This window comes from Priestia aryabhattai (assembly GCF_023715685.1).
In the GTDB taxonomy this organism is placed as follows: domain Bacteria; phylum Bacillota; class Bacilli; order Bacillales; family Bacillaceae_H; genus Priestia; species Priestia aryabhattai_B.
The window spans coordinates 442,582-460,725 of sequence record NZ_JAMBOQ010000002.1 but is presented as its reverse complement, the minus strand read 5'-3'; the positions used below and the strand labels follow the sequence as shown (position 1 = coordinate 460,725).

General features: G+C 39.6%; 16 protein-coding genes and 3 other annotated features. Of the genes, 3 read left to right on the top strand and 13 right to left on the bottom strand.

The window, feature by feature from the left end; translation table 11 throughout:
• The first annotated feature begins 5 nt into the window (after positions 1-5).
• Positions 6-269 carry a hypothetical protein gene (locus tag M3225_RS09220; protein WP_251392784.1) on the top strand — a complete coding sequence of 88 codons (264 nt, stop codon included), beginning with the start codon at positions 6-8 and terminating at the stop codon, positions 267-269.
• A 339-nt stretch (positions 270-608) separates the two neighbouring features.
• Here the strand turns inward: M3225_RS09220 and M3225_RS09215 are convergent, their stop codons facing one another.
• From M3225_RS09215 to M3225_RS09205, 3 genes are all read right to left on the bottom strand, one after another.
• Complete coding sequence (locus M3225_RS09215; protein ID WP_251392783.1) at positions 609-1,028, bottom strand: CBS domain-containing protein; 420 nt, start codon at positions 1,026-1,028, stop codon at positions 609-611.
• 339 nt (positions 1,029-1,367) lie between these two features.
• Complete coding sequence (locus M3225_RS09210; protein WP_251392782.1) at positions 1,368-2,339, bottom strand: extracellular catalytic domain type 1 short-chain-length polyhydroxyalkanoate depolymerase; 972 nt, start codon at positions 2,337-2,339, stop codon at positions 1,368-1,370.
• A gap of 333 nt (positions 2,340-2,672) precedes the next feature.
• Positions 2,673-2,864: a hypothetical protein gene (locus tag M3225_RS09205; protein WP_251392780.1), complete on the bottom strand. Its 192-nt coding sequence runs from the start codon at positions 2,862-2,864 to the stop codon at positions 2,673-2,675.
• Between the two features lie 127 nt (positions 2,865-2,991).
• Here M3225_RS09205 and M3225_RS09200 point away from each other — a divergent pair, with 127 nt between their 5' ends.
• Entirely contained in the window at positions 2,992-4,536 is a 1,545-nt protein-coding gene (locus M3225_RS09200) for an FAD-dependent oxidoreductase (protein ID WP_251392778.1), read from the top strand.
• A gap of 433 nt (positions 4,537-4,969) precedes the next feature.
• On the opposite strand, the gene aroA is transcribed toward M3225_RS09200, so the two are convergent.
• The 10 genes from aroA to allC form a co-directional block, all read right to left on the bottom strand.
• Positions 4,970-6,241, bottom strand: coding sequence for a 3-phosphoshikimate 1-carboxyvinyltransferase (aroA, locus tag M3225_RS09195; protein WP_251392776.1), 1,272 nt, complete (start codon positions 6,239-6,241; stop codon positions 4,970-4,972).
• 15 nt (positions 6,242-6,256) lie between these two features.
• Positions 6,257-7,114 carry a prephenate dehydrogenase gene (locus M3225_RS09190; RefSeq protein ID WP_251392774.1) on the bottom strand — a complete coding sequence of 286 codons (858 nt, stop codon included), beginning with the start codon at positions 7,112-7,114 and terminating at the stop codon, positions 6,257-6,259.
• Positions 7,115-7,134: 20 nt separating this feature from the next.
• Positions 7,135-8,301: a chorismate synthase gene (gene aroC, locus M3225_RS09185; RefSeq protein ID WP_013057697.1), complete on the bottom strand. Its 1,167-nt coding sequence runs from the start codon at positions 8,299-8,301 to the stop codon at positions 7,135-7,137.
• Positions 8,302-8,348: 47 nt separating this feature from the next.
• Positions 8,349-8,549: a binding site (T-box leader), on the bottom strand.
• A gap of 6 nt (positions 8,550-8,555) precedes the next feature.
• Positions 8,556-9,629, bottom strand: coding sequence for a bifunctional 3-deoxy-7-phosphoheptulonate synthase/chorismate mutase (locus M3225_RS09180; protein ID WP_013057698.1), 1,074 nt, complete (start codon positions 9,627-9,629; stop codon positions 8,556-8,558).
• A gap of 126 nt (positions 9,630-9,755) precedes the next feature.
• Positions 9,756-9,961: a binding site (T-box leader), on the bottom strand.
• A 70-nt stretch (positions 9,962-10,031) separates the two neighbouring features.
• Positions 10,032-10,237 (bottom strand) — a binding site (T-box leader).
• A 200-nt stretch (positions 10,238-10,437) separates the two neighbouring features.
• Positions 10,438-10,800 carry a GNAT family N-acetyltransferase gene (locus M3225_RS09175; RefSeq protein ID WP_285885530.1) on the bottom strand — a complete coding sequence of 121 codons (363 nt, stop codon included), beginning with the start codon at positions 10,798-10,800 and terminating at the stop codon, positions 10,438-10,440.
• A 155-nt stretch (positions 10,801-10,955) separates the two neighbouring features.
• On the bottom strand, positions 10,956-11,486 hold the full coding sequence (locus tag M3225_RS09170) for a chromate transporter (RefSeq protein WP_251392772.1): 531 nt from the start codon (positions 11,484-11,486) through the stop codon (positions 10,956-10,958).
• Complete coding sequence (locus tag M3225_RS09165; protein WP_013057701.1) at positions 11,483-12,067, bottom strand: chromate transporter; 585 nt, start codon at positions 12,065-12,067, stop codon at positions 11,483-11,485. Before M3225_RS09165 ends, M3225_RS09170 begins: the two co-directional genes overlap by 4 nt.
• A 24-nt stretch (positions 12,068-12,091) precedes the next feature.
• Positions 12,092-13,702, bottom strand: coding sequence for a gamma-glutamyltransferase (gene ggt, locus M3225_RS09160; RefSeq protein ID WP_251392770.1), 1,611 nt, complete (start codon positions 13,700-13,702; stop codon positions 12,092-12,094).
• 43 nt (positions 13,703-13,745) lie between these two features.
• Positions 13,746-14,996 carry a pyridoxal-phosphate-dependent aminotransferase family protein gene (locus M3225_RS09155; protein WP_251392768.1) on the bottom strand — a complete coding sequence of 417 codons (1,251 nt, stop codon included), beginning with the start codon at positions 14,994-14,996 and terminating at the stop codon, positions 13,746-13,748.
• 12 nt (positions 14,997-15,008) lie between these two features.
• A complete protein-coding gene (allC, locus tag M3225_RS09150) occupies positions 15,009-16,250 on the bottom strand; it encodes an allantoate deiminase (RefSeq protein ID WP_251392766.1) in 1,242 nt (413 codons plus the stop codon).
• Between the two features lie 306 nt (positions 16,251-16,556).
• On the opposite strand from allC, the gene M3225_RS09145 reads away from it, so the two are divergent.
• A complete protein-coding gene (locus M3225_RS09145) occupies positions 16,557-18,140 on the top strand; it encodes a PucR family transcriptional regulator (protein WP_251392764.1) in 1,584 nt (527 codons plus the stop codon).
• Positions 18,141-18,144 lie beyond the last annotated feature (4 nt).

Below are 18,144 nucleotides of genomic sequence, written 5' to 3'. Positions count from 1 at the left end.
AACGCTTGATTTTAATTCAATTATTTATTGAATTAAAACACCCAGCCCCAACAGCAGCGACGTCTTCTACAGCCGTCGTGATTGCCACCGTGATTGCCACCGTGATTGCCGCCATGATCGCCACCGTGGTTACCGCCATGATTGCCGCCATGATTGCCGCCATGATCGCCACCGTGGTTGCCGCCGCGGTTACCGCCGTGATCGCCACCGCGATTGCCGCCGTGATCGCCACCGTGGTTACCGCCATGATGACATTTTTTATGACCTGAACGATGATCATCATGTTTAGGACAATGATCGTTATGCTTATAATCATTATGACAGCATTTTTCTTCATGGCTACTCTTTGGATCGTAGCCATGAGATTTGTAATAATACTGATTAGAACACCAGCAACACTTCTTTTTATTGTAGTAACTCACATAAACCATCCTTATCTATAAATAAGATTTATATAGGCAATTTTATACCTATATATAAATAGATTATGTAAACTAGTACAAGGAAGTGCATTGCTGTGGGCCATGACCTAAGCCTGTTTTTAGAAGTATGTATAGGACAATAATGCAAAAAATAATGCAAAAAAGTCATTCAAAGATGACTTTTTTCTATATTTGATTTTTCACTTTATTTGCGCTTTCTGCATAAAACTCTAAAATTTCTCTTCTTCTCACAATTCCAATAAATACACCTTGATCATCCGTTACAGGAACAAAATTTTGGTCAATTGCCTTTGAAAGGATGTTTTGAACCTTATCGTATATAGCAACTGGGTTATAATCTTGATAGCGGTCAATCTCTGTTAATTTAATATTTTCCGTATCTTGAAAGCGGTAGTCTCCTAGGCTTTTTAACTTCCAAAGAAGATCTCCTTCAGTAAGAACGCCTACGTATTTACCATCATCGTCAACCAGCGGAACTGTAGAATAGCGATGATACTCCATTTTTTCAAGAGCCTGTCTTAATGTGGATTGAATATTTAATGTTACAACATCACTTTTTGGTACTAAGAAAAATGCAATATTCATTTTTTAATCTCCTTTTCCTTACCCGCTCATCTTACAATTTCTATTTATTTTTTCAGTTTTCGGCTTATTTTAATGTTTTAATCATACAAAATGCAGCTCGCAGTTATCTTACATTTACAACTATAAGCTGTCAATCCTAAGCTATGTAATTTTTACTTCTTATTTCTTTATTACAGTACCCGTTTTCTAAATAATCAAATCCTGATTTTTAGAAAAACACGTCTAGTTAAAATGATTGTTCCTGCAGCTGCTTCCGTATACTAATAAGGGCCGGAAGAGCTACTTTCAGCTCTTCTTCTCTGCGATAAGAACGCAACTGAACCTCATTATATGCTCTGTTTATATTTTTTGACTCATAAAAAAGTCCCACATGATTCGGCTAGCATTGGGGCCTTTTGGATCTGTATAGCTGCCCGCTGAATTTCCTCCTGACCATGCATGCCCCATTCCATTGATAATATATTTATCAATAGCCAATTCTCCCTTACTGCTTTCGTAGCGATATGTTGTATAATCCCGTCCAAAGAGAATTTTTTCTTCTCTCGTTTTAACCGGGCTATCCTGAATCCATCCATCTATTTTTCCGTTATAAGCAAGATTATTAGTTGTAATCCACTGATGAACAACTTGATCTGCATTGGCTACATTTACCGTAGAATCAGCGTTGCCATGAAATACAATGAGCGGCAGTGGCTTTGCCCGTTTTCCCATTTGTTGATAAGCAATTCTCCCTTGTTTAACAGGGGAAGGACCTTTACTGGCCATGACAGAATACGCATTAAATACGTTAAGAGCCGCCTGATATTCGATACCTGCGGATACACCTATTCCAGCAAACAGTTCTGGATACGTTACTCCCATAACGATGCTCATTGCTCCTCCTGCTGACAGACCGGCAATAAACACTTTATTTTTCTGAATAAAGTGCATGTTTTGGACTTTTTTTACAATCCCTGCAATAATTGCTGGCTCTCCGAACCCTCTAATTTGATGAAGAGGTTCAAACCAATTCCAGCATTTATTCATATTTGAGTTAGAAGACTGCTGTGGGTATACGACAATAAATTCCTTTTCGTCGGCGAGCTCATTCATTTGCGTACCTATAGCAAAATCATCTGCATTTTGTGTACATCCATGCAGCATAACCATTAGTGGGTAAGATTTTAAAATATGATAGGATTTAGGTAAATAGACCTTGAATTTTTTTCCTTTATGAGTATATGTTTTAAATGATTCAGATGACGCTTCTTGTTGTTCACTTGAAGACACAAGCGTTGACGTATTTATAACATTAGGTAGTGAACCCAACATGGTACCCCTCCTCTTTTTGTCAACGTTTTCATTTTTCTTCCCAATTACGTCCTGTATTACAATACTACATATTATTTAGTTTTTTTGCACGTTCTACATACTCTAAGAGTACAACTTGTTTTGGTTTTAAGCCGTTTTTTTATATTCTTGAAATTTGGGATTTTTTTGCTATATATATACTTTATTACTATATATGAAAATTGTCACTATAATCATGAAAAAAGGACAAACATGCCGTTTGCCCTTTTATTTGGACCTTGATGTTTAAATACCATTTGCCGAATTAATCCTCTATACTTTTATTATATGATGCTTCCTATCATTTATATGAATTTATTGCTCTGCATGTTTAAATCTGTAACCTTTATATTTCATACTCTGCTTTTTATTCACCAATTCTATCGTAGCAAACGGCAAGCTGCAGGTGCGGAAGCCACGTTGAAAAAGAGGAATCTTGAAGAACGTATGTTTTCGTTTAACCTCTTCTTCGTTCTTAAAAATCATACAAATGCTGATTGTAATCACTCTTTTCCCCTCCTTTTGTTTAAATAGATATAGCAAAGAGATGCTATTAGAGTAGATTCCTTTATTTTGTATACATTTTTTAGAAAACTATGGTAAAAATAAGACTTATCATATGGAGGTGAATAAATTGGCAAATATCCCAAAGGATACTGAGCCCTACTGGCGCGATCATTTAAAGTTTCCAACATACCCATCTCTTTCAGAAAATCGAAAAGTTGATGTTGTAGTAGTAGGAGGCGGTATTAGCGGTATTACAACGGCTTATTTATTACAAAAAGAAGGACTGAACGTGGCGTTAATTGAAGCTGATAACATTTTAAATGGTACAACCGGTCACACAACAGCAAAGATTACAGCTCAGCATGATGTTATCTACGATGAGCTGCTTTCACACATTGGCGAAGAAAAAACGCTGCTGTATTATAAAGCAAACGAACAAGCTCTGCAGTTTATGAAAAACTTAATTCAAACGGAAAACATTGACTGTGATTTTTCCGTACAAGATGCTTATTTATACGGAGAAACGCTGGAGTTTGATCATCGAGTTCGTAAAGAATTTCGAGCCTATCAGCGATTACATATTCCATGTGAATTTGCAACAGAGCTTCCTTTTAATTTTGATATTAGGGCAGCAGCTATTATGAAAGATCAAGCTCAGTTTCATCCGTTAAAATATCTGCTTCATTTAGTAAAAAAATTCACAGAAAGCGGCGGACTGATTTTTGAAAACACCGTAGCAACGAATGTAGAAGAAAGCACATCGCCCACCGTCGTCACAAGAGACGGACACCGAATTTCTTGTAAATATGTAGTGGCGTGTTCACACTTTCCATTTTATGATGGAGCGGGCTTTTACTATACGCGCATGTATGCCAAACGTTCGTATGTGTTAGCAGCAAAAGTGGAACAAGCTTACCCTGGAGGCATGTATTTAAGTGCCGATCAGCCTACTCATTCACTGCGGTCAACAAAAGTTGAGGGAGAAGAACTCATCTTAATTGGTGGAGAAGGCCACAAAGCTGGACAAGGAATTAATACCATGTTCCACTATGAGTCTCTTCAAAGGTTCGCCGAAGAAAATTTTACTGTTCAACATTTTCGTTACAAATGGTCTGCACAAGATTTATTTACGCTTGATAAAATTCCATATATCGGTCCCATTAAAGAAAGCAAGCCGAATATCTTTATTGCCACTGGATTTAAAAAATGGGGGATGACCCATAGCACCATTGCAGCACATATTATTCGGGATGCAATAACCGGAAAAGACAACCCATATGCAGAGTTGTATAATCCGTCTCGTTTTTATGCGGACCCTAGCCTTAAGCATTTCTTTCGTCAAAATCTTGATGTGGCTGAACACTTTATTACCGGTAAGTTTTCAATGCCTGAAAAAGGACTGGATCAGCTTCAAAATGATGAAGGGTCGGTCGTATATGTAAACAGCAAACGTACAGGCGCTTATAAAGATCCTCAAGGAAAGCTTCACTGTGTGGATACTACATGCACGCATTTAGGGTGTGAGGTAAATTGGAACGCTGGTGACCGCACGTGGGACTGCCCTTGTCACGGTTCTCGTTTCTCTTACGACGGATCTGTGGTAGAAGGCCCTGCTAAAAAGCCGCTTACACCAGTGGATGTAAATTCAAACGATAAAAAAAGCACGCCGTAGGGCATGCTTTTTTTATCCTTATCAATCAACGGATTCACATTTGAATTTACTCTTTACATTCTTCTTTTCTAAAGTATCGATTATACACCAAAACCATCGCATAAATGACTAAAAAAGAAAATGTAAAGATTATTAACCTTCCAGATTCAGGGACATGATCAAGATAGTCTGTTTCGAAAAACACAACAAACATCAAAAATGGCAATAGAAACAAAAACCAAATAAAATCTCGATCCATAAACATTTTTATGAAAAATAAAATGGCCCCGATGTAGACAATCATCAAAAACATAATCATTCACCAAATTCTATTTAATACTAGAGGTGTTGTAATGATTATATCGGATTTCAGCGACGAAATATAGAGTCATTGGTTTTAATTTTATAAATTCCTTATAACTTTCAAACTGCTATTTTAACATAATAAGGGAATTCACTGCTGTAAAGACTCTAAGTGAGCAAAAAATTGCGGGTAAGAGACGGATACCGCGTCACGATTTTCAATAATTGTTTCCCCTTCTGCAATACAAGAGGCAACAGCGAGCATCATACCGATACGGTGATCTCCGTGGCTGTTTACATTTGCCCCGTGAAGTTTTGTACCTCCTTGAATAATCATTCCATCTTCCGTTGCTTCAATGTTAGCTCCCATTTTCGTTAACTCATTCACTACCGTATCAATACGGTTTGTTTCTTTGACTTTTAACTCTGCTGCATCTTTAATAACCGTTATTCCTGCTGCTTGTGTGGCTGCTAGTGCAATAATTGGAATTTCGTCAATTAGGCGTGGAATTAAGTCTCCTCCTACTTCCGTACCTTTTAAGTGAGAAGCTTCTACAACTAAATCTGCATAAGGCTCTGCTGTTTCTTTTGTTTCTTTGACCATCTCGATAGAAGCGCCCATATTTAAAAGTACATCTAAAATACCTGTTCGAGTCGGATTCATCCCAACTTTTTGAATTTCAATGCGACTGTTTGCAATAATAGCTCCCGCTACTAAAAAGAATGCTGCTGAGGAAATATCGCCAGGCACTTCTATATGCGTTCCTCTTAACGTTTGACCGCCTTCAATTGAAACCGTTAATCCTTCTTCTTCCACTTTAACGCCAAATGCCTCTAGCATACGTTCTGTATGGTCTCGCGATTTCGCCGGTTCCGTTACAGAAGTTGTTCCTTTTGCTTGTAGTCCAGCAAGTAAAATAGCTGATTTCACTTGTGCGCTTGCAACTGGAGATGTATAGTGTATACCTTTTGCATTCCCACCTCGAATAACAAGCGGTGTAAAATTAGCGTCTCCTCGGCCATCTAAATGAATATTCATATCACGAAGCGGACCAGTCACACGCTTCATGGGGCGTTTGGCAATAGATTCGTCTCCAATCAATGTTGAATGAAAGGGTGTATTTGCTAAAATCCCCATCATGAGGCGAATCGTTGTGCCTGAATTTCCGACATCTAAAATATCAGATGGCTCTTTTAGAGCTTGTATACCTTTTCCTTTTACCACGACGCTTTGTTCATCAATCATTTGAATATCCACACCTAGTTTTTGAAAGCAAGAAATGGTGCTAAGGCAATCATCTCCTGGCAAAAATCCGTTAATCGTTGTTGTTCCTTCTGCAATTGAACCGAACATAACGGAACGGTGAGAAATGGATTTATCTCCTGGAATTTGAATGGTTCCTCGTAAAGCTTTTACTGTCACAATCTGTCTCTCCTTTTATGCGGGAAGCGAATCACGAAATTCTTTGGCATCTGAAAAGTAATCAAATAACTCGTGTCCGTCACCTTTTTCTACTAATAGTTTTACTTGTTCCATTTCTTTCATCCAGTCATCAAGCAATGTTAAAAGCATAGAACGGTTTTGCTTTAATATGTCTCTCCACATATGGGGATTGCTTGAAGCAATTCTGGTAATATCTCGAAAACCGCCTGCTGCCATTTCTGTGACAAGATGATTATTTGCTGAATATCCTTTTACTTGTCTTACAAGACTGGTCGCAATCACATGAGGTAAATGACTGACAACTCCGGTGATTTGGTCATGAGTAGCTGCATCAAGCGGTATAAATTGTGCACCCGTAGGCTCTAGCAAATGCATAAGCGCATCTATTTTTTCTTTTTGCTCATTTTCAAACGGCGTTAAGATATAGCGCGCCGAACAAAATAAATCCGCTCGTGCATTGACTGCACCGCTCGTATGAGAACCAGCCATCGGATGCCCACCAATAAATGAAATACGTTTCTTATTCAGCCCTTGGGCTGCTTTCATAATTTCACCTTTGGTACTTCCGACATCCGTTACGATAACCGTTTCTTTAAGCTTCCAAGTAGAAAGGTCGTGTATCCATGCTGTCGTGTACTCTACTGGAGTAGCAAGCACGATATAATCTGCTTGGGCTGCTTCTGCTTTTATATCTTCAGCTACATAATCAACGATACCTAGCTGGTTGGCTAATTGTACTTCATTTGTATTGATATCAGCTCCAACGACTGTTACGTGACGATGCTTCTTCATAGCTAGCGCTAATGATCCTCCAATAAGGCCAACGCCAATAAGTAATACACGTATTTTCACCTTTCATTCTCCTCTATTCATTAAAATTGCTTTGCGTATTCTTCATGTTTTTTTACATTTTCTTGAATTAACTGAATTCGATCTGCCCCAAATTGATCGATAATAGCAGATGCTAGTTCCCAAGCAATCACTGATTCTGCTACAACAGCCGCCGCCGGTACTGCACAGCTGTCTGAGCGTTCAATACTTGCAGCAAACGGCTCTTTTGTATCAATATCTACACTTTGCAGCGGCTTATATAAGGTAGGAATAGGTTTCATGACGCCTCTCACAACAATCGGCATCCCCGTTGTCATGCCTCCTTCTAAACCTCCTGCATTGTTCGTTTTACGCGTATAGCCGTTTTGTTCATCCCATAGAATTTCATCATGGACTTCACTTCCCGGTCTGCGAGCTGCTTCAAAACCTACGCCGATTTCAACACCTTTAAACGCGTTAATGCTCATAATAGCAGCAGCTAGCTTTGAATCTAATTTACGATCATAGTGCACGTAACTTCCCACTGCAGTAGGCATTCCTTCTACTACTACTTCCACTACGCCACCAATGCTGTCTCCATTTTCTTTTGCATCATCGATTGCTTTCATCATCTTCTGTCCCGCTTCTTCATCTAAGCAGCGAACAGGTGACGCTTCTGTTTTTTCCTGAAGTTCTGTTAGCGACTCATATGCCGTTTTTTCAGCTTTCACACCGCCGATTTCAAGCACGTGACACGCAATATTTACTCCTACAGCTTTTAGTACTTGTTTGGCAACTGCGCCTGTGGCTACTCGTACCGTCGTTTCACGAGCAGATGAACGTTCTAATACGTTTCGCATATCTCTGTGACCGTATTTAATCGCTCCATTTAAATCCGCATGACCTGGACGAGGTTTTGTAATTTGTCGCTTTACTTCTTCATCATGATCAACTGGATCAGCACCCATAATATTTCTCCAGTGAGTAAAATCTTTGTTTTCAACAACTAAAGCAATGGGTGAACCAAGCGTCTCACCGTGGCGAACCCCTCCTTTAATCTGAACTTGATCTTTTTCAATCTGCATGCGGCGTCCGCGTCCATGTCCCTTTTGTCTTCTTGCTAAATCTTCATTAATATGTTCGGCTGTTAATTCAAGCCCTGCCGGCACTCCTTCAATAATCGCTGTTAATTGAGGACCGTGCGATTCTCCTGCTGTTAAATATCTCATATTATCAATTCCTTTCTGTTATAAAAATAAAAAACTCGCCCCTACGTCATAGGGACGAGTTTTTCTCGCGATACCACCCTAGTTGCAAACATTACTTGCCACCTCAAATTGTTAACGATCCGCTGACCGCTCTGTAAAAGAGTACTCAAAGAGTGTAATTCGCTCACATTTTTGTACTGACTTTCACCAACCGTCAGCTCTCTGAAACAGGGAAATGTTTGCTACTAGTTTCTTATCTCTGTATCACTATGAAATTAAGATAATTTTACTGCTGCACCTTTTAATTCTTCCATGAATTTGTGGAATTCAGGAATGTTCATTTGCTGTGCTGAATCTGATAATGCTACCGCTGGGTCTGGATGAACTTCTGCCATTACAGCATCTGCGCCGATAGCAATCGCTGCTTTTGCACATGGTAATAGTAAGTCTTTGCGTCCTGTTGAATGCGTTACGTCTACTACAACTGGTAAATGCGTTTCTTTTTTCAAGATTGGAACAGCTGAGATATCTAATGTGTTGCGTGTTGCACGCTCGTATGTGCGGATACCGCGTTCACAAAGAATAATGTTTCCATTTCCGCGAGACATAATGTATTCAGCGGCGTTAATGAATTCTTCAATTGTTGCTGCTAATCCACGTTTTAAAAGAATCGGTTTGTCTACAGAACCTGCAGCTTTTAATAGCTCGAAGTTTTGCATGTTACGTGCACCAATTTGAATCACATCTACGTAGTCTAGAGCTGTTTCAATATCTTGAGGAGAAACAATTTCACTGATAATTGATAGACCTAGCTCATCTCCTACTTGACGTAAAATTTTCAATCCTTCCACTCCAAGACCTTGGAAATCGTAAGGTGATGTACGTGGTTTGAACGCTCCGCCGCGCATTAATGTAATGCCTTGTTCTTTAAGCGCTAAGCCCACTTCTTTTACTTGTTCGTAGCTTTCTACTGCACATGGTCCCATTACGAATTCTAAGTTTCCAGGACCTACTTTTGTGCCGTTGATGTCAACAATTGTATCTTCTGATTTCTTTTTGCGAGATACAAGAAGTGCTTTACGGTGATCGTCTTCTTGAAGCTCTAAGCTTGCTTTGAAAATTTCTTTGAAAATATGCTGAATTGTTGAAGCTTCGAATGGCCCATTATGGTTAGCTAAGATTTGATCTAATGATTTACGTTCACGAACTGGATCAAAGCGATTCACACCTTGTGTACCTTTTACTTTTCCGATTTCTTGTGCAATTTCACCGCGTTTATTTAATAATTCTAAAATTTCTAAATTTATTTCGTCGATTTGTCCTCGTAATTGTTCTAGTGATTTTGTCATTTTAAAAATCCTCCTTTGATTTTATAACCTTGAACGGATCTTCTCGTTTAGTTTGTATTTAAAAATCCGTTTTACACCTACACAGCCGCTTATGCGGATATACAAAAAGTCCCTACTGACTGTATCAGTAGGGACGAATTGATCGCGGTACCACCCTAATTGCAAGCATTGCTTGCCTCTTCATTAAGATAACGGCTATTGCCGCTTTTGACTATCGCCAAAAGAAAGCTCCAAGAATGTAATTCGCAATCTCTTTTGTACTGATTCACACCAACCATCAGCTCTCTGATACAGGGAAGATTTTGCTACTATGCTCTTTTCATCGCTTGTAATGGATATAAAATTATAATGGACCGAAATACAAAAAGTCCCTACTCACCCTTAAGATTTTTCTTAAGAGTCAGTAGGGACGAAAATTCGCGGTACCACCCTAGTTGCAAGCATTTCGCTTGCCTCTTCATTAAAATAACGGCTAGGCCGTCTTTTCCTGCTCGGAAAAGATGCTCAAGGAATGTACTTCGAAAAAATTTTTGTTCTGACTCGCAGCAACCGTCAGCTCTCTGATACAGGGAAATTTTTTCTACTAGTGCTCCTATCAACGCTCAGTATTGACTATGTATGTGTACTTGGATAATCAGTTCCAATCGTTTGAAACTGTTTGTCGCTTCCAAGTTGTGTGTAATGTTGTGTGATGTTGATTTGTATTATGAATGGTTTTTTTATCTTCGTCAACACTTTTTATTAATTTTTTTTATTTTTTAAAAACCATTTCTCCTTCAAACCCAGCTCTATCAAGAGTTTTGCCACTCTAATTTTTTTCAAACGTGTATTCCATTTCAGATTCATATTCAATAAATCCGTGTTTTTGATATAGGCATTTTCCCGCCGAAGAAGTACTTAACCATATTCGATTCACACCACTTTTTTGGCAGTACTGCATCAAATGCTTTAAAATAGCTGAAGAATAACCTTGCTTTCGGTAATCAAAAGCTGTATACATGTTCATAACATATGCTTCTTTTCCTTCAAGGTTACTCGGTGAAGGCGGACGTATAAAAAAGACGATGCTTCCTGCTGATACGATTTCTCCATCAGCTTTTAAAATAGCCGTATAGCTATTTGGATTATTTATATTTGCAGTAAAATATTCTTCTGTAGCTTTTCGAAACAGCTACTCATTCTCGTTTAATTCTCCTAGTTCTTTCATGAGCAAAATTCGCAAGTTAACCAGATCCTGCACGTTTTCTAATACTGCTTTTTCAACCATCGCTCTCCCTCTTTTCGTCTCTTTTACAAAAAAAAACTCTCATCATTTGAGAGCTTCATTCAAGCAAGAAAAACAGCTCCGTATACGAGTGCTCCAACAATAACGAACGCTGGATGCACACGCAATTTTTCCAATAAAAGAAAGCTGGCTGCTACTAAAAATAGAGTTTGCCATATACCTGAATCACTGTATGAATTCATAAAAAATTCATATGCCATCAAGCCCAGTAAAATGGCGATCACAGGACGAATGTAGTTCGTCATTTTCTTGACATTTGGCGAATCTTTATACTTAAATAATATTCGAAGTAAAATAACTAAAAGTAAAACCGACGGAGCAATCGTTGCAAAAAGAGCAACCACCGAGCCTAAAATCCCTGCCTGTTGATATCCGATAAACCCCGCCATTTTTGTTGCAATCGGACCCGGCAGCGCATTTCCAATTGCTAGCATTTCACTAAACTCTTTGACCGTAAGCCAATGATAGTGATCCACGACTTCTTTTTGAATAAGCGGAATCGACGCAGGTCCGCCTCCATAGCCTAAAATATTTGAAACAAAAAACGCCATAAATAGCTGAATATAAATCATACCGATTCCCTCTTCTGCTTGTGCTCAGCACTTTCGCCTTTTTTTCCTTTTCGTTTTAGCGGAATCCAAGCTGCTGCCATAAGAACAATAATAATGACTGCTGGATGGATATGTGCAAATTCCATTAGCCCTAAACTAATAATCAATAAGATAATAGCTGGAGTCCACCCTAAACCAGACGTTGATTTTTTAAAAAAGTCCCACGTCATAACCGCGAGCATAACTCCTACTACAGGGACAACTGCTTTTGTCATGCCCATAACCCACGGCTGATCTTTAAATTGCGTTAAAGTTGTCAACAGCAATACCATTAAAAAAACGGTTGGAATGACGGCTGCAAATAAAGCTGTCCCGAGACCCAAAATGCCGCCGACTCGATAGCCGATGTATCCAGCCAGCTTTGTAGCAATAGGCCCAGGCAGCGTATTGGCGATTGCTAACAAATCGCCAAATTCATCGTCATCCATCCACTTGTACGTATCGACCACTTCTTTTTTAACAAGTGGAATAGCTGAAGGTCCTCCTCCGTAGCCGAGCATACCTGAGCGAAAAAACGCTATAAAAATATCCAATTGTCGCATTTCTCGCGCTCCTTTCTCTGTGATCTAATAAGCAACGACCGCTCCGTCTGTTCGCGCTTCTGTGCCACCGTATAATACACCGGTTTGTTCATCTCTTAAAATAATCTGCCCTCTTCCAAACGTATGTCTGCTCGTAGCCACATGAATATCATGCCCTTTGCGTTCTAATGCTTCTACAATATGTGAAGGCATTTCTTTTTCCACAAGAACCTTTTTATGTTCAATCCACTGCCATCTTGGTGCATCTAAAGCTGCCTGAGGATTTAGATGGAAATCGATCATATTCATGACGACTTGCACATGTCCTTGCGGCTGCATAAATTTACCCATTACACCGAATGGACCTACAGCCCTTTTATTCTTTGTTAAAAATCCAGGAATAATGGTATGGTAGGTTCGTTTCCCAGGCTCTAACCGGTTATGGTGCCTAGAATCTAACGAAAAATTATGCCCACGGTTTTGCAGGCATATGCCTGTATTAGGTACGACTAGTCCTGAGCCAAAATCCATGTAATTACTTTGAATGAATGATACCATGTTTCCTTCTCTATCAGCTGTCGCTAAATAGATAGTACCGCTATGAGACGGCTGTCCGGCTTCGGGAATAAGCGCTTTTTCACCAATCAGCTCTCTGCGCTTGTGTGCATAAGAATCATTCAACAAACCTTCAACTGCTACTGTCATTTTATCAGCATCTGTAATGAATTTTTGTCCATCTGCAAACGCTAGCTTCATGGCTTCAATTTGCTTGTGGTATGTATCGACAGAATCTTTGGCATCGAAAGAAAAGCCTTTTAGCGTATTTAAAGCTAAAAGTGCAATAAGGCCTTGGCCGTTAGGGGGAATTTCCCACACATCATATCCTCGGTAAGAAGTTGAAATCGGCTTCACCCACTCTGCTTTAAAAGCTGCTAAATCTTCTTTTGCTAAAAATCCGCCGTGTCTTTTCGAAAAAGCTGCTATTTTATCAGCTAGATCCCCTCTGTAAAAAGATTCTCCATTCGTTTCGGCAATTTCAAGCAGCGTAGCAGCATGGTCTGGTGATCGCCACATTTCCCCTACTTTAGGAGCTGATCCATTGTTGGTAAACGTCTCAAACCAGTGCTTATATTCGTCACCTTTTAGCGCGTGTGTAAATCGTTCAAACGCTCGTTCCCAATTGTACCCTAAAATTGGGGAGATTGGGAACCCTTCTTGCGCATAAGAAATAGCAGGCTGCAGCACTTCTTTTAACGACAGCCGTCCAAAGCGTTTTGACAGCTCCGCCCACGCGCTCGGGGCACCTGGAACCGTAACAGGAACAAAACCGCGAGCCGGCATCTCTTTTATCCCCATGGCATGCAGAGCCTCAATAGAGATAGAAGCAGGAGCAGGACCGCTCGCGTTGAGTCCATATAGCTCTTCATTTATCCACACAAGAGCAAATGCGTCTCCGCCAATTCCATTTGACGTAGGTTCTACAACCGTTAAACAAGCTGCGGAGGCAATAGCAGCATCTACCGCATTGCCTCCTTTTTTCAACATTTCAAGACCCGCTTGAGCGGCAAGAGGCTGACTAGTTGCTACCATTCCGTTTTTTCCAAACGTACACGTACGTTGCGATGCATATGGGTGTGTGAAAAAGTATTCGCTCATAGAAAATCTCCTCTTTTCTTTATATGATGAATAAAACGAATCTTTACAGACTAGACAACGCTACTTCTTCCTCATAAACTTCTAATGCTGCTTGCAGAGCAGAACCTGCATTCACGCTTGCCCCGTTTCGAATAAGCACTGCTTCAAGACCGGCCAATGTAAATAGAACGTTGTCTTTTCGACAGCTGTATCCCATTGTACCGATGCGCCATATTTTTCCGTGCACCGGCCCAAAAGAACTTGCAATTTCAATCCCAAATTGTTCAAGAAGCGTAGAACGAACTGCCTCTCCGTCAATCTCTAGGGGAATTAAAACACAAGTAACAGTTGGAACTTTTGAATGTTCATCCCCGAATAAAGACAATCCCATTGCTTTAATACCGGCTACAAGTGCTTTTTCATGGAGGCGGTGTCGGGCAAATCTTTCCTCTAATCCTTCTTCTAAAATAACGCGCAGTCCTTCTCTTAAAGCATAGAGCATGGACGTTGCTTCCGTATGATGATTTAACCTGCGCTCACTCCAATAGTCTTGAAGCTGACTCAAATCAAAATAGTTGCTGATAATATTAGGACGCAGACGAACAGTTTGAGCATCTGCTTTTGTCGCAATTCCTTTTTCAACTTTTTTACGTTCCATGATAATTTTTTCAATACGATCATTGTACGTAATAGGTGCCATGCCAGACGGAACAGATAAACACTTTTGTGTGCCTGCAATCAATGCGTCAATGTTCCACTCATCTACTTTTACATCCGTACCGCCAATAGTGGCTACTGCGTCGACAATAAATAAGACATCTTGGTCGCGGCATGCAGCACCAATTTCTTTAAGAGGCTGCATTCTTCCTGTAGACGTTTCACCATGAACCATTGCAACAATTTTCGGATTTACTTTTTTTATTTCACGGATGACTGTCTCAGGGTCAAACACTTCTCCCCATTCGCATTCAATATTGTGTACATCAGCTCCGTAGCGCTCGGCAATTTCCGTTAATAAATAGCCGAAGCGACCGAAAATCGGGACGAATACTTTATCGCCAGGCTCAACTACACTTGCAAGAACTGCTTCAATCCCAGCTCTAGACGTTCCATCAACGGGAAAAGCCCATTTGTTTTTGGTTTGAAATAGTTCACGAAGCATTTCCATCGTTTCGTTCATAATGTGCGTAAATGCGGGGTCAAACTGACCTAAAATAGGTGTTCCTAATGCTCTTAATACGCGTGGATCTGCTTCTACGGGTCCGGGTGTCATAATCGTACGTGGCGGTGTATGAAGCTGTTTTGTTATGGTCATCTCAAATTCCTCCTAGTAGGCAAGCTTATATAATAGTTCTATTAAGACCTTTACTCCTTTTTCTAACTGTTCTCCTTTGGTGAATTCCTTTGGGGAATGGCTGATTCCATCATGACTCGGTACGAATAGCAAACATGTGGGAACTCTTCGCCCAAATACTTGCGAGTCGTGTCCTGCACCGCTTACTAATTCTCGGGAGGAGATATTCTTTTCCGAGGAAATAATTTTGGAAAGTTCAGATAATTCTCCACTCATGGTGACAGGCTTTTCATCCATCCAGCAGTCGATATTTACTTCTAAAGTCCCTGCCGTTCGCTTTATAATCTCCTTCATTTCTCGTTCTGCTTCTTGCAAAACCTTATACTGGTGATGTCTTATATCTACGGTGAATTCTACATATCCCGGTATTACATTCGGTGCATTTGGAGAAAGTGTAACCTTGCCAACAGTTACATATAAAGCATTATGATATTTTTCACTCAATTCAATAAATGCTTTAGCAAGTCTGCAGCTCACATAAAATGCATCTTTTCGGATGTTCATCGGCGTTGTGCCCGCATGGTTACTTTCACCCTTAACAAATACTGTAAAGCGTTTCTGCCCGACGATACTAGAAACAATTCCGATATCGCAATGAGACATTTCAAGCTGCTTTCCTTGCTCAATATGCAGTTCAACAAAAGAAGCGATGTCCGTGCGATATGGCTCGCTATGGAGGCCTTTCCCAAAATTAAGCTGCTTCATTTCGTCATCAAGCTTAACCCCTTCTTTATTTATAACATGTTTTGCATCACTTTTTCTGTGTAATCCATTCATATTACCTGATCCCCAATACGTAAGCGGAAATCTGCTGCCTTCTTCTTCACAAAGTGATACGACCTCTAATGTTTTTGTAGGGGAGCCGTAATGCTCGTGTAAATACTGCAGAGCAATGATACCTGCCACAACACCAAACGCCCCGTCATATTTTCCTCCGTTTATCACGGTGTCGATATGTGATCCTGTTAAAATAACTTGTTTTTCTTGACCCGTTCCTTGCAAACGTCCAAATAAATTTCCTACATCATCGTAATACGTCTTGAGGTGAAGTCCCTTCATTTTTTCTTCCAACGCCTTTTGAGCTGCATTCCACTGTTCCGTATATAAAAGCCTCGTGACACCTTCTTTTTCATCTAACCCAAACTGTGACAACCAGCTAATGTTTTCTTCGATTTGCTGACAAAGCTTAGATTTTCCCGTCATATCTGCGACCATTGCTATCCCTCCTGCTATCTTCATTTTAAGAAAATGACTGATTGTTTTCATTAACACTTTCTACAATGATTTAGTCTTTTTTTAGCTACTATCACTAAATACGAAAAGTTTCATATACGTTATCTTTTCTAACATTAAATGTTATTTATTTCATCTTACAGGATAGAATAAACTTCTTCATTAACAATTTATACATTTTTTTCTGAAAATTTTATTTATTTTAACTAAACTTTCTTATAGAATAAAAGATAGATAAAGATACGCGCAGGGTAATGTGAGAATTCTTAACAAAAGGAGTAATGAATAATGGAACTACAAACTCTTTTACGCATTCCAATTTATGAGAAAGCATCTGTAGTAGCCGGGCAAAAAGGAGTCACCCGCAAAGTACATAACGTCAATATGATGGACGCACCCGATATTTTATCTTTTTTAAAAGAAGGAGAATTTTTAATTACAACGGGTTATCACTTCAAAGAACATGAAGAAAGCTTAGCAAAACTTGTAAAAGGAATGGCTAAAAAGAAATGTGCAGGATTGGCCATAAAAACGAAGCGCTTTTTCGAACACGTGCCTGCTTCTATTTGTCAGCTAGCTGATGAACTTCACTTTCCGATCATTGATTTTCAAACGGACGAAACGTTAGGTGCGGTTATTAACGAATCTCTCAGCTTTATTTTAGATAAAAAAACAGCCGAGCTTCAGCAAGCGATGGTTACACATCAGCTATTTTCCTCGTACATCTTACAAGGAAAAGGCATTGAGAAAATTATGCAGTCCATTCAAACGTTATGCAATGCTCACGTTGCCCTTTGTGATACCCATGGTCATGAACTCTTTTATACAAACAAACGCGAACCTTTTTCGCTTGCGATGGAAGAAGCGGTAGCGGGCGCTAAGCAGCTGTTTTTACGAACGGCAAAATATACAACCTTTTCCTTTTTACACACAAAAAAAACCGTTACGCTTTTTCCGATTGCTACTCATACAAGAAAGTACAGTTATTTACTTATTGAACACCAAGTTTCTTTATCCGATTCAGCTCTTCTAACGATTGAACAAGCGACAAACGTTTTATCTTTCGAAATGATGAGACAGCAGGCATTGTATGAAGCTGAACGGCGACGAAAAAACGATTTTTTTAATCAGCTTGTTAATAATTATTATAAAACGCTTGAAGATGCTTCCTTTCAAGCACAGATGATGGGCTTATCAGCAGGAAACAGCTATATTTGCGCCGTTGGGAAAATCCACTCTACATTCACGCCTTACAGCGATGACGACATGATTTATGAGCTGCTTCAATATGAGTTATCAGCAGGTCATACAGAGGCCGTTTTATTTTTCTACGATAACCTTTATATTCTTTTGTTTACGCCTCATTCTCAACCTATGATTATAGAATGTTTGCATCGCTTGCAGGAAGCTGTTTACCGTCACTACGATAAGCGAATGTCATTTGGAATTGGAAACCAAAGCCAATCCCTGCTTACAATCGCTGACTCATATAAAGAAGCTGTTGAAGCTCTTGAAACTATCCATTTTAAAGATCAGTCGAAGCTTATTCAATTTTATCAGCCAAAACAGTTTAAAGAACTGTTGAGGTTGCTTCCGGCAAATGATTTACAGGATTACTATTCTCAAACATTAGAAGGTTTGCTGCAGTACGATAAGAAAGATCGCTCCATCTTACTTGACACGCTTGAAACATATCTAAATTCCAATTGCCAAATCTCAGAGACTGCTAAACAGTTATTCGTTCACCGAAACACGGTGATCTATCGAATCGAAAAATGCGAAGAGTTATTAAAAAGACCTATTCATACGTCGGAGGAAACCCTTCGGCTGCGCGTAGCTTTTCAAATTTTTTCTCTTGTTCATGCTAATTAAGTAT

Excerpts from the sequence above, each read along its gene's own strand:
- M3225_RS09165 (WP_013057701.1), bottom strand. The coding sequence starts at position 12,067 with ATGCGACAATTGGATATTTTTATAGCGTTTTTTCGCTCAGGTATGCTC.
- allC (WP_251392766.1), bottom strand. The coding sequence starts at position 16,250 with ATGGTCGCAGATATGACGGGAAAATCTAAGCTTTGTCAGCAAATCGAA.
- aroC (WP_013057697.1), bottom strand. The coding sequence starts at position 8,301 with ATGAGATATTTAACAGCAGGAGAATCGCACGGTCCTCAATTAACAGCG.
- M3225_RS09210 (WP_251392782.1), bottom strand. The coding sequence starts at position 2,339 with ATGTTGGGTTCACTACCTAATGTTATAAATACGTCAACGCTTGTGTCT.
- M3225_RS09170 (WP_251392772.1), bottom strand. The coding sequence starts at position 11,486 with ATGATTTATATTCAGCTATTTATGGCGTTTTTTGTTTCAAATATTTTA.
- M3225_RS09215 (WP_251392783.1), bottom strand. The coding sequence starts at position 1,028 with ATGAATATTGCATTTTTCTTAGTACCAAAAAGTGATGTTGTAACATTA.
- M3225_RS09155 (WP_251392768.1), bottom strand. The coding sequence starts at position 14,996 with ATGACCATAACAAAACAGCTTCATACACCGCCACGTACGATTATGACA.
- ggt (WP_251392770.1), bottom strand. The coding sequence starts at position 13,702 with ATGAGCGAATACTTTTTCACACACCCATATGCATCGCAACGTACGTGT.
- M3225_RS09145 (WP_251392764.1), top strand. The coding sequence starts at position 16,557 with ATGGAACTACAAACTCTTTTACGCATTCCAATTTATGAGAAAGCATCT.
- M3225_RS09180 (WP_013057698.1), bottom strand. The coding sequence starts at position 9,629 with ATGACAAAATCACTAGAACAATTACGAGGACAAATCGACGAAATAAAT.